Origin of the sequence: Nonomuraea candida, assembly GCF_000725485.1 — a bacterium.
Classification (GTDB): Bacteria; Actinomycetota; Actinomycetes; order Streptosporangiales; family Streptosporangiaceae; genus Nonomuraea; species Nonomuraea candida.
On sequence record NZ_KL647035.1, the window covers coordinates 53,805 to 66,038 of the forward strand.

Genomic DNA, 12,234 nt, shown 5'->3' on the forward strand with positions numbered 1-12,234 from the left:
AGATCCACCTGGATCCACTGCGGATCGGAGAACGCGCTCGACCAGCGCGTGGTGGCCGAGGCGTCCACGGCCGCCGAGGCCGGGAAGGCCGCCGACTCCCCGCTGGAGGCCGTCGCCGGCCTGTTCAGCGCCAGGTTCGTCACGGGCTGGGCCGCGCTGGTGAAGGAGAAGGAGTCGACGTCGAACAGCGCTCCCGCGCCGCCGGTGAACACCAGGTAGAGGGTGTGCGTCCCGGACGGCGGCGTCACCGTGCCGGTGACGTTCACCCAGCTCTCCCAGCCGCCGGTCGGCGCGACGGCGGCCGAGCCGATGACCGTCCCGGTGGCCGAACCGGCCCGCAGGGTCAGCGTGCCGCCGGCGCCGGCCGACGCGACGCGCGCGGTGAACGACGTCACCCCGGCCAGGTGGTACGGCGTGAAGGAGATCCAGTCGCCGTTCTCCACGTTGCCGATGACGTTGCCGCCCTGGGCCGACGGCTTGGGCAGGACGGCCACGCCCTGCTGGGCGCCGAAGTGCTCGGCCTGCCGGGTGCGCGGCTGCAGCACGGTCTGCGGCGCGTGCACGGGCGTGGTCGAGCCGGCCGGGGTGTACTCGGCGTCCAGGACGCCGAAGATGTTGGCCGCGGCGTCGTGCTCGCCGTCCTCGGTGGTCTGGATGGTCCCCGAGCAGCCGGTCGCGCTGGTGATCGGGTGGCCGTGGCTGTCGTGGCCGAGGATGTAGGTCACCCGCACCCGGGAGCAGTCGATCGTCGGCGCGTTCGGATCGGTGACGCTGACCTGGAACGGGATCGCGTCGCCGAAGGCGAACACCCGCCCGTTGGGCGGCTGGGTGAGCGTGACCGTGGCCTGGCCGACGCTGATGACGACGCTGGCGGTGGAGCTCCGGCCGGTGCTGTCGGTCACCGTCAGCGTCGCGGTGAACTGGCCGTTGGAGGTGTAGGTGAACGACGGGTTGGCGGCGGTGGAGTCGGTGCTGCCGTTCGTGGTGAAGTCCCAGGCGTAGGTGATCGCGTCGCCGTCCGGGTCGCTGGTGCCCGCCGAGCTGAACTGCACGGTGAGCGGCGCGTTGCCCGACCTCGGGGTGGCGCCGGCGGCGGCGATCGGCGCCTGGCCGGTGCCGGCGTTGTACTCGATGCGGTAGACGGCCGAGTTGGCGTCGCCGCCGAACCAGCCGGTGCCGTAGTCCAGCACGTAGAGGGCGCCGTCCGGCCCGAACTCCAGGTCCATGACCTGGGTGCCGGTGAAGGCGGGGAAGGACTCGATCGTGCCCACGCCGCCGGAGGACGTCACGGTGGCCGTCTTGATCCAGCGCCGGCCGAACTCGCCGAGGAAGACCTTGCCGCTCATGGACTGCGGGAACTTCACCTCCGAGGCGAGCGCGGCGTCGTAGGTGTAGACGGGGCCGCCCATCGGCGACAGGCTGCCGCAGCACAGGGCCGGCGGGTCCTGCCCGGCGCCGTACGGCAGCCAGGCCGCCCGGGAGGCGGGCAGCTGGGTGATGCCGGTGTTGCGCGGCGAGTTGTTCACCGGCCCGCCGGCGCAGTCGAACGCCGACCCCGAAGGCCCGGACGGGAAGGTGTAGTCGACGTAGGGCACGTTGAACTGCGAGCAGTACGGCCAGCCGTAGAAGCCGGGCTGGGTGATGCGCTCGAAGGAGACCGAGGCCGCCGGCCCCCGGGCAGGGCTGGCGGTGCCGGCGTCCGGCCCGTAGTCGCCGAGGTAGACGACGCCGGTCGCGCGGTCCACGCTCATCCGGAACGGGTTGCGGAAGCCCATGGCGTAGATCTCGGGCCGGGTGTTCGGGGTGCCGGGCGCGAACATGTTGCCCGCCGGGATGGTGTAGCCGCCGGTGGCGCCCGGCTTGATCCGCAGCACCTTGCCGCGCAGGTCGTTGCTGTTGCCGGAGGTGCGCTGCGCGTCGTAGGCGGGGTTGCGGTCGGCCCGCTCGTCGATGGGCGTGTAGCCGCCGGAGTCGAACGGGTTGGTGTCGTCGCCGGTCGACAGGTACAGGTTGCCGGCCGCGTCGAAGTCGATGTCGCCGCCCACGTGGCAGCACATGCCGCGGCTGCTGGGCACGTCCAGGATGGTGACCGCCGAGGCGGCGTTGATGGTGTGGTCGGCGTTGACGGTGTAGCGGGCCAGCCGGTTCACCCCGTTGAAGGGCGCGAACTGGGCGGCGGTGCCGGTGGCGGGCGCGTCACCCGCGGGGGTGCTCAGCGGCGGCGCGTAGTAGACGTAGACCCAGCGGTTGGTGGCGAAGCCCGGGTCGGCCTTGATGCTCTGCAGGCCCTCCTCGTCGTGGGTGTACACGGGGAGGGTCAGCGCCACCTTGGTGTTGCCGAGCGGGTCGGTGTAGCGGATCGTGCCCTCGCGCGAGGTGTGCAGGACACCCCGGTTCGGCAGCACGGTGAGGCCCATCGGCTCGCCGGTCTCGGCGACGCCCTTGGCCAGCGTCACCTGGGTGTAGCCGGCCGCCTGCGCGGGGGACGGCGCGATGAGGCCGAAGGCCGCCATGACCACGGCCAGGCATCCGGCCAGTCTTCGTAACATGATCGGTGATCCCGCTTCCTGTCGTCGAGAGGGCAGACAGGCGTGCGCCGATCACGCCGGCGACGGGGACGCCCCGCTCATCGGCCGGGCGGAGCCGGTACCCGGCGGGCGCCGGTACCGTCAGCGCCCGCCGGTCTCCTCCGGCGCGATGAGCGGGGCCGGGCCGGCAGGGTGGTCGGCGTCCGCCCGGCCGGCTCGATCTTCCCCATCGCAGAACAACGTGTGAACAAAGGTGTGGCGAACGGTGCGGGGTGGCGAGGTCGCTCTCCAGCTGCACCTCCGGCCGCTTTCCGGCAATCCGTGCGGGCTCGTCGTGCCGCAAGAGTAGGTTGTTACATGGATGTTGTCCAGATGTTTCACCCACACTTCCCCACTTTTATCGCAGCCAAGAATAAGCCTCGAACAAACCTCGGATAAGGTCTTCCCGGGAGCGCGGAGCGCGGTACGTTCGGCACACGAACCTCCCACCTGGACCGGCAAGCCCGTCGCGCATCGCGTGGGCCTTGGGCATCAACGAGTACACGCTGTGCACCTCGGCGCAGATGGACCGGCACCCAACGGGGCAGATCGGAGGGAGCGGCAACGGAGGCGACAAACTGAAGGAGTCTGGACTCGCTGAACCGATAACCGTGGTGAAGTTCATCGAGTACCAGAGGTCCGAGTTCGGTGTCCCCCACAAGATCTGCTCTCGTGCGCTGGAAGAAGATCGAGTCCGTGCGACGCCACCGCTTCCGTACCGCGGGAATCTCGATTGAAGATCGCGGGCTTCTGCACCATCGACCGCAGCCCAGTGCCGACGACAGGCCGCCGCCTGTGGCCTTCGAGCGTCAGATGATCGAAAACGGCAAGCATCAACGGTTCTGCCGAGGACCGCTGTGGCCCGGAACCGTCTCCACGCTTTTCGGGGATGGACAGCCTGTCGCAGCTCTTCATTGACGAAGAGCCCCCGGCGTCAGCTTCTTCTCAGGCCGGCGCCGGGGGCCATTTGCCGCGCCTCTCGGGGGAGACTCCATTCCGCTCCCCCTCAACGTTGCCGTCCCGCAACGCCGGCGCGGTGCCCGGTCGATTTACCAGCAACGAATGGGATGCCTCGACCGGGGCGTGGGAACCCCCGGGCAGGCTGGGTGAGTGTGATCTGGGTTTCAGCCTGCCGGTGGCAACCCTCGGGCTGGACGGGTCGATAGGCGCGCCCGCTATCCCGAGGCTGGTCTATGACGCCCGGCCGAACTGCCCGGCGTAGGGGGTGCGTAGCGAGGCCATCCATTCTTCGCGGAGCTTTTCCGCCCATGCCTTCGCGTCGGGGAGCTTTCGGAACTCGCGGGATTCGTAGGGCACGCCTTGGTGGTCGGGCAGACGGGGGTCGAGACGCCAGCGAGCACCTTGGTTATGGACCGAGAACGCTTTGACGCTGCCCATCATTCCGTATTCGCAGGTGTTTTCGACCGGACCACCCACACGATCGGAGGGAGGATAACAGCGACCATGCGCGCGCTCACGCCGCCACCCCCGTCATGTGAGAAACGAAGGTGGCAACACGGTTAGGGCGATTTCCTGGGATGATCTCAATCGGCCCGTTTCGCCCGCTCCAGCCCGGGGTGTGGGACAGTTCCACGAAATAACTCCCGGACCGCTCCCCGACACTTATGGACGCGATGCGCCTATGTGGCCATGCATCGACGGTAGGGAGCTTGACCTGGGGAAGCAATGCGATTGCTCACAATTGCTCAGATTGCTGCAAGACCGCATTGCGGATAAGCACCCGCGCAAACTCCCCGTAGACGGCCTGCCGCTGAAGCCGGGCAAAGGTGTCTGCGTATATGGTGATCTCTCGCTTCTGCGTGACAGTGATGATGGCCGATCGAGTCTCGACTATCGCTCGCGAGTCGTCATAGATCCAGAACCCCTCACTTGGCAGCACCTCGCGGCGCGGAACCGTCGAGGGGATCACCCCCAGACTGCATGCCGACGACGACATGACGGCCAGAAGCCTGTCGAGCTGCCCGAGCATCACCGAAGGCCCGGCAACCTGGGTTCGTAGAACTTGCTCCTCGACGATCACCAGGAACCGCCGCGAGCCCTCGTAGAGAACTTCCTGTCGCTTCATGCGACTGTCCAACGCGGCTACTAGATCGTCCGGGGTGCCAAGCCGATTCGCGGTAAGGGCGAGGATTGCTTTCGCGTATTCGGTGGTTTGGAAGATGCCGGGAACGATGTGAGGTTCGTACACGCGAAATAGGGTCGTGTCTCTCCACAGAGCGCCGAAGGAATCCTGTAGCCGCTTCATGCCGGTCGCGGTGGATCGCTTGTGCTCCAGATACATGCTCTCGATGTTCTTCGCGGCCGATAGCAGATCTTGAAGCTGATCTGATGCCTGGCAGATTCGCGCCCAGGTCTTCAGGTCCTCCTGAGACGGGCGTTGCTTCGCAAGCTCGATCCTGGTCACCTTTGATGCCGACCAGCCCGCCCGCTCTGCCAGCTCCCGCCCCATGAGCCCGGCTTCCTCGCGTATGTCCCGTAGGCGTGTCCCCAGCGCCGCCAGGGCGGCGTGTGCTGTCTGCTGATCGCCGGTATTGATGTTGCGCATGGGCCGTACTCCCCGACTCGCTTGCACCTGATTGCGAGTCTCTAGGGGCGGATTGCTGTTGCGCAACTCGGTTCGATGGGTTTGTCAGGAGCAATCTAGCGCAATCGGCCACTCGTCCCCGCTGATCGTCCACGCACACCCGCACCCCGAGAAACGAGGAGTCGGATGGTTGATCGAGTGTCGGCCCGAAGAGGGCGTCGGGCGCACCGTGGAACTGCCTCGGAGCCGATGAGACCGGACCCGGGCGCGGGGAGCGCGGCGCGCGTCCCTGCTCATGCTCGCCGTGCCGCCATGAAACTTTCATGCCGGCACGGCGGCACGGTTGCACCACACGATGACGGCGCCTTCCGGTCCCCGTGACCTCGGCCAACGCCTCGCCTGTCACTGTGCCGCCGTACCGGAGAGGAGCCCGTTCGCGGGCTCGGCCTTTTCACGCTCGCTGCCGCGTGCTTAGATGCGCTCGCCCTCGGAAAGCGCTTACCAAGCCTTTGGAGACCAAGGATGCGCCTGAAAGCCGTCACCGCCTGCGCCGGCCTGGTCGCCGGCGTACTCGTCGGACTGTCACCCTCGGCCGCGCACGCCGCACCCACCCGGTACGAGGCCGAGTCCTTCCCGGCCGTCTGCACCGGCACGATCGACTCCAACCACGCCGGGTTCTCCGGCAGCGGCTTCTGCAACGGCACCAACGCCGCGGGCGCCCACGCCCAGTTCACGGTGAACGCCGCCACGGCGGGCACGGCGACCGTGGCGGTGCGGTTCGCCAGCGGCACCACCAGCAGCCGTCCCGCCGACCTGACCGTCAACGGCACGACCGTGCAGTCGGTGTCGTTCGAAGGCACGGGCGCGTGGAACGCCTGGGTCACCAAGACCCTGACGGTGCCGGTGAACGCGGGCGGCAACACCATCCGGTTCACCCCCACCGGCAGCGCCGGCCTGCCGAACATCGACTACATCGACGTGGAAGCGGGCGGCACGACGCAGCCGCCGGGCGACACCCTGTACGTCGCGCCGAACGGCACGGACGCCGCGCCCGGGACAGAGTCGAACCCCACGACGCTCGCCTCCGCGATCACCCGCGTCGCGCCCGGCGGAACGATCTACATGCGCGGCGGGCGTTACGACTTCTCGCAGACGATCACCATCGCGGCGGGCAACAACGGCACCTCGGGCGCCCGCAAGAAGCTGTCCGCCTACCCGGGTGAGACGCCGGTGCTGAACTTCTCGGCCCAGAGCGAGGACCCGGCGAACCGCGGGCTCGCCGTGGGCGGGTCGTTCTGGCACATCTACGGCATCGTCGTCGAGCGTGCCGGTGACAACGGGATTCTCCTCGCCGGTAACAACAACATCATCGAACGCACCGTGACGCGCTTCAACCGCGACTCGGGGCTCCAGCTCTCGCGGCTGGTGGCCGGGGCGCCCCGCGAGCAGTGGCCGTCCCACAACCTCATCCTGAGCGCGGTGTCGCACGACAACGCCGACTCCGACGGCGAGGACGCCGACGGCTTCGCCCCGAAGCTCACCGTGGGCCCCGGCAACGTCTTCCGCTACACCGTCGCCCACAACAACATCGACGACGGCTACGACCTGTTCACCAAGACCGACACCGGCCCCATCGGCGCGGTGACCATCGAGGACTCCCTCGCCTACGACAACGGCACCCTCAGCAACGGCGGCCAGGCCGGCAACGGCGACCGCAACGGCTACAAGCTCGGCGGCGAGGACATCGGCGTCAACCACGTGATCCAGCGCAACATCGCCTACGGCAACGGCAAGCACGGGTACACCTACAACCGCAACCTCGGCACGATGACGGTGTCGAACAATGTCAGCGTCGGCAACGAGGAACGCAACTTCAACTTCGACGGCGGCTCCTCGGTGTTCCGCAACAACACCTCCTGCGACAGCGGCTCGAACGACAGGATCATCGGCAACGCCGACAGCTCCAACCAGTTCTGGTCCGGCTCGAACGGCTCCCGCTGCTCCTCCTACACCGGCGCCCTGCGCTGGTCCTTCGCCGCGGACGGCCGGCTGGTCGTGACCTTCGGCGGCACCCCGGCCAGGCCGTAACAGCCTCCGCCGCCCGGCCATCCGCAGCCTGTCGCAGGCTTGATCGACGAAGAAGCCCCCGGCGTCAGCTTCATGGGCCGGCGCCGGGGGCCATTTGCCGCGCCTCTCGGGGGAGACTCCATTCCGTTCCCCCGCAACGTTGCCGTCCCGCAACGTCGGCGGGCGGTGCCCGGTCGATTTACCAGCAACGAATGGGATGTCTCGACCGGAGGCATGGGAACCCCGGCAGGCTGGGTGAGTGTGATCTGGGTTTCAGCATGCCGGGGCAACCTTCGGGCTGGACGGGGTCGAAAGGCGCACCCGCTACCCCGAGGGTGGTCTATGACGCCCGGCCGAACTGCCCGGCGTAGGGCGTTCGCAGCGAGGCCTGCCGTCCGGCGTGCGCCACCGCCACCCCCGCCTGCCCGGCCGCCCCCGGACAAGGGCCACGACCAGCCGAGAGTCGGCAACATGCATGACTGAGGTGGTGACCGCTGTGATCGTGGCGAGACCAGCGCATGCGAAGATCGCCGCTTCGGCCCGTGCCGATGGAAGCACCGGGACGATCGCGAGGAGAAGCATCACATGAGGCGATGGACGACGGTGGCGACGCTCACCGTGACCGGGCTGGCGCTCTACGGCTCCCCCGCCGCCGGCGCGGCCGAGGCCGGCGACCCGGTCGCGGCGATCCAGCGACAACTGGTCAAAGGACACGGGGTGCGGATCACCCGGCACATCACGTCCGCCTCAAGCTGGTTCCCAAGCTGGGAGCGTGCCAAGCCCACGGTGGGGACCGTCGGATTCGGTGATGGCAAAGTGGTGGCGACCGACCTCTGGTACCACCAGGCGGAAGGAGCAGGCGCCCGCCATATCTGCATCGGCAAACGCCTTTGGGAGTACATCCCGAAAAAGAAGTGGCCGGAAGGTAGGAAGTGGGTCACCACCCGCTTTCCCTGCGTTTTGTACCTGGGGACGGGATACCTGCGCCTGGACGAGCCGGCCGTGCTCGCGGCCGTGCTGGCGACCACGACGAGCGCCAGGACCTCCGGCTCCTACGACGGATCACCCACGACCCTGCACGAAGGATCGATCTCCTTCCGCCAGCTGTGGAATGTGAGACCGGAGCTGCGTGACGGCTCCGTGAAGGAGGAACACGCCGACTGGGAGATCGATTGGCGGCTGTGGATCGGCAAGGACGGCCTCGTACGCCGTGCCTGGTCCAAGTGGCGAGAGCCGGCAGGAGAGGAGCCGGGGAGCACCACAGACGGTCGGCACTGGTACGGCTTCGTGGACGATGTCCGGTACTCGGACTGGGGGATGAAGCTCACCATCAAGCCCCCGCGCGCCGCCCGGACCATCTCCGCCCACGAACTCAAGCGCTGATCGGCGAGCCCCGACCGCGGACCTGAAGCCGGGGTGCCCCGGATCGGGCTGGAGGAACCCGGGGCGCCTCGCCGACCGTGCGGCTTCCGGTCCGGCGTCAGTGGAGCTGGATGCCCACGAGGCAGGTGTCGTCGTCGGTGTCGGACCTGCTGTGGGTCAGCAGGTGGTCCAGCCGCTGGCCGAGGCCGGTGCTCGGGTGCGTGGCGGTGCGCAGGAGCTGCTGCTGCGCCTGGTGCAGGGGCAGGTCGCGGCGTTCGATCAGGCCGTCGGTGTACATGAGCAGCACGTCCTCGGGAGCGAGCTGGATCCGGCTCTCCTCGTACGTCATGTCCGACAGCGCGCCGAGCAGCACGCCGCTGATCATGTCCAGTTCGGTGGCCTGGCCGTTCCTGATCAGGATGGGCGGCAGGTGCCCGGCCCTGGCCCAGCTCAGCATGTGCGTCTCCGGGTCGTACAGGCCGCAGATCGCGGTGGCCGTCACGTTCTCGGTCAGGTGGTGGGCGACCATGTTGAGCCAGGCCAGCAGCTGGCCGGGGCCCGCGCCGGTGGCGGCCAGGCCGCGCAGCGCGTTGCGCAGCACGACCATGCCGGTGGCCGCCTCGATGCCGTGCCCGGCCACGTCGCCCACGGCCAGCAGGATCTTCTTGGACGGCAGGACGACGGCGTCGTACCAGTCGCCGCCGACCAGGTGCTCCTTCTCCGCCGGCCGGTAGCGCACGGCGACGTCGAGGCCGAACGCCTCCACCGGCTGCTGGCTGGCCGGCATGATGGCGCGCTGGAGCTGCAGCGCCAGCCGGTTGCGCTCGGCCGCCTGCTGCTCGGTGTGGGCGAGCTGGTCGCGGGTGGCGGCCAGCGCCATCTCCGTCCAGTGCTGGGAGGAGATGTCCTGGTACGCGCCCCGGATGGCCAGCAGTTGCCCGTCGTCGCTCAGCTCCGGCTCGGCCACCACCCTGATGTGGCGGGCGATGCCGTCGCGCCGCTGCAGCCGGAAGGCGGCGGAGGCGGGCTGGCGGTGGTGCAGCACCGTGCGCAGGAAGCGCCCGATGGCCACCGCGTCGTCGGGGTGGGCGTGCTCGGCCAGCGACTCCAGCGGGATGGGCGGCTCGGCGGGGCCCATCCCGTACAGGGAGTAGAGCTGGCTGTTCCAGGTGATCTCGCCGGTGAGGACGTTCTCCTCGAAGCCGCCGATGCGGCCCAGGCGCTGGGCGTGCTGGAGCAGGCTGGCCAGGCGGGTGGCCTCGTCCTGCAGCCGCCAGATGATCAGCACGTCGTCGCCGTGGCGGGTGATGCTCACGTGCGCGACGCTGGCCAGCGGCACCTGGTCGACCAGCGCGGTCAGCGTCACCCGGTCGGACTGGAACGGCTCGCCGGTGGCGTGCACCCGCTCGATCTTGGAGAACAGGCCGTCGTCCTGGGCGGCCAGCGGGTACGCCTCCAGCAGCAGCGCCCCGGTCACCATCGCGGCCGGCCGCCCGGCCGGGTCGGCGAAACGCCGGTTGGTGTGGCGGATGCGGAAGTCGGTGAGCCGGCCGTCGGGGCCCAGGCAGGGCTGCAGCACCATGGCGGCGTCGGGCAGCACGTCGGCCAGGTCGGTCAGCTCCGACGGCGGGGCCGGGGCGGGCGCGCCGGCGGGGCGCTCCAGCGTGTGCGCGCACAGCTCGGCCAGCGCCTCGATCTGCTTGACGATCTGGGGCGACGGTGTCTCCAGCGGCTCCGGCCAGCTGATCTCCAGCACGCCGAGCACGCGGCCGCCGTTCCCGGCGGGCACCGAGGCGCGGCCCCCGCGCGGGGTGGCGTGCCAGCCGATCGAGGGCAGGCCGACGTCCGACAGTGCGCGCAACCAGATGGTCCTGCGCTCGGTGAGCGCCTGCCGGGCGGGGGTGGCCACGCCGGGCGGCACGTAGCGCCAGCGGGCGGCCTCGGCCTCGTTGAAGCCGGCGTAGCCGGCCAGCTCGAGCGAGGCGTCGTGGCCGGCCGCCCAGACGGCGACGGCGGTGGCGCCGAGCGGGGTCAGCGCGTGCTGCAGCAGCGACTCGGCCACGGCCTGCGCGTCGCCGGCCTGGAGCATGCCGTTCTCGGCGCTGCGCATGCGCACCGCCACGCCCGCTTCCGGAGCGGGGCGGTCGCGGCCGGCCGGCGCCTCGCCCGAGCGGGCGGCCTTCAGGAACTCGCGGGCCGTCTCGCTGATGCGGTCCCTGGCGGCGTGGTTGATGATGTCGGCCGACATCTCGATGGGCGAGACGCCGGCCTGCTCGGCCAGCGTCGCGATCTGGCGGGCGGCCTCGGTGAGGCCGCAGCCGAGCCGTTCGATCAGGATGCCCTTGGCCACCTCGATCAGCGCCCGGCCCTCGGCGGCGTGCTGGGCCTCCCGCACCGCCTCGCGCAGCCGTTCGATGGTGGCCGCCAGGCGGCCGACGTTCGCGGCCTCGCCCGCGTCCGGCGGCTGCGGGGAGCCGGCCGGGCCGGGCTCCGGCGCAGCCGGGTGCTGGAGGTCGTGCACGTGCTCTCCTTGCCTGGTGACGGGGCGGTACGGGGCCGGGTTCGCGGGCTACGCCGCCAGCCAGTGCCGGATGCGCTCGATCAGGTGATCGGCGTCCACCGGCTTGGTGACGTAGTCGCTGGCCCCCGCCGCCAGGCTCTTCTCCTGGTCGCCCGGCATCGCCTTGGCCGTCACGGCGATGATGGGCAGGGCGGTGTACTGGGGCATGGCGCGGATCGCGGCCGTGGCGGCGTAGCCGTCCATCTCCGGCATCATGACGTCCATCAGCACGAGGTCGATCTCGGGGTGCGCGACGAGGGTGTCGATGCTCTCCCTGCCGTTCTCGGCGTGCAGGACGCGGATGCCGTGCACCTCCAGCATGCTGGTCAGCGCGAACAGGTTGCGGGTGTCGTCGTCCACGACCAGGACCGTGCGTCCGCCGAGCACACCGTTCACCTCGCTCTCGACGGGGGCCGGGACGGCCACCTCCGAGCGCGTCAGCGGCAGCACGTCACCGACCTGCTCGGCCGTCAGGTGCAGGGCGATGCGCTCGCGCAGCTCGTCGAGGCTGGACAGCAGCTCCAGCGGCTGGTTGTCCAGGCGCGCCTCACGCTGCGCGCCGGCCTGCCAGTTGGTGTAGGCCAGCACGGGCACCCCGGCCAGCGCCGGGTCGCCGTCCATGGCCTCCAGGAGCTGGTAGGCCGCCTGCTGCGGCATCTCCAGGTCGAGCACGATGCAGTGGCACGGCTCGGCCGCCAGGGTGGCGGCGGCCTCCTGGGCGCCGGCGGCGGCGACGAGCTCGATCTCGCCGGCGCGGGTGCGTGACAGCTCCTGCACCACGCTCTCGGCGACGAGCGACAGCAGGCCGCGGGCCCGCTGCTCGATCACCAGGAGGCGGCGCTGCTGGGGCGGGGCGGACGTGCCGGCCGAGCGCGGCTCCCCGGGCGCCGCCTCGTCCTGTCCGGCGGCGTCTCCGTCGGCCGCGGCCCTGGTGTCCTTGGCGGCCGGGTCCTGGAAGTCGGGGCGGGCGATCGGCAGGTAGAGCGTGAACGTGCTGCCCTCGCCCGGCGTGCTGTGCGCGGTGATGGCGCCGCCGAGCAGGTAGGCGATCTCGCGGCTGATCGACAGGCCGAGGCCGGTGCCGCCGTACTTGCGGCTGGTGGTGCCGTCGGCCTGCTGGAACGCCCCGAAGA

General features: G+C 70.0%; 6 protein-coding genes and 1 pseudogene. 3 read left to right on the plus strand and 4 right to left on the minus strand.

Features of this window, described 5'->3' with window-relative positions; genetic code table 11:
- A pseudogene (locus IO39_RS49950) lies at positions 1-2,549 on the minus strand (carbohydrate-binding protein); the annotation flags it as partial.
- 690 nt (positions 2,550-3,239) lie between these two features.
- On the opposite strand from IO39_RS49950, the gene IO39_RS57330 reads away from it, so the two are divergent.
- Entirely contained in the window at positions 3,240-3,485 is a 246-nt protein-coding gene (locus tag IO39_RS57330; RefSeq protein ID WP_157549963.1) for a hypothetical protein, read from the plus strand.
- Positions 3,486-4,263: 778 nt separating this feature from the next.
- Here IO39_RS57330 and IO39_RS49955 read toward each other — a convergent pair.
- Positions 4,264-5,133, minus strand: coding sequence for a helix-turn-helix domain-containing protein (locus IO39_RS49955; RefSeq protein WP_043641309.1), 870 nt, complete (start codon positions 5,131-5,133; stop codon positions 4,264-4,266).
- Positions 5,134-5,634: 501 nt separating this feature from the next.
- On the opposite strand from IO39_RS49955, the gene IO39_RS49960 reads away from it, so the two are divergent.
- On the plus strand, positions 5,635-7,200 hold the full coding sequence (locus IO39_RS49960; protein ID WP_043641312.1) for a right-handed parallel beta-helix repeat-containing protein: 1,566 nt from the start codon (positions 5,635-5,637) through the stop codon (positions 7,198-7,200).
- Positions 7,201-7,764: 564 nt separating this feature from the next.
- Positions 7,765-8,562, plus strand: coding sequence for a hypothetical protein (locus IO39_RS49965; protein WP_043641314.1), 798 nt, complete (start codon positions 7,765-7,767; stop codon positions 8,560-8,562).
- A gap of 97 nt (positions 8,563-8,659) precedes the next feature.
- Here IO39_RS49965 and IO39_RS49970 read toward each other — a convergent pair whose 3' ends face one another.
- Positions 8,660-11,062, minus strand: a complete 2,403-nt coding sequence (locus tag IO39_RS49970) for a SpoIIE family protein phosphatase (protein ID WP_043641316.1) — start codon at positions 11,060-11,062, stop codon at positions 8,660-8,662.
- A gap of 48 nt (positions 11,063-11,110) precedes the next feature.
- A partial coding sequence (locus IO39_RS49975; protein WP_043641318.1) for a response regulator occupies positions 11,111-12,234 on the minus strand: 1,124 nt, incomplete at its 5' end.

Bases quoted from the DNA above. Each gene is read 5' to 3' on its own strand.
- IO39_RS49960 (WP_043641312.1), top strand. From the start codon at position 5,635: ATGCGCCTGAAAGCCGTCACCGCCTGCGCCGGCCTGGTCGCCGGCGTA.
- IO39_RS49955 (WP_043641309.1), bottom strand. From the start codon at position 5,133: ATGCGCAACATCAATACCGGCGATCAGCAGACAGCACACGCCGCCCTG.
- IO39_RS49965 (WP_043641314.1), top strand. From the start codon at position 7,765: ATGAGGCGATGGACGACGGTGGCGACGCTCACCGTGACCGGGCTGGCG.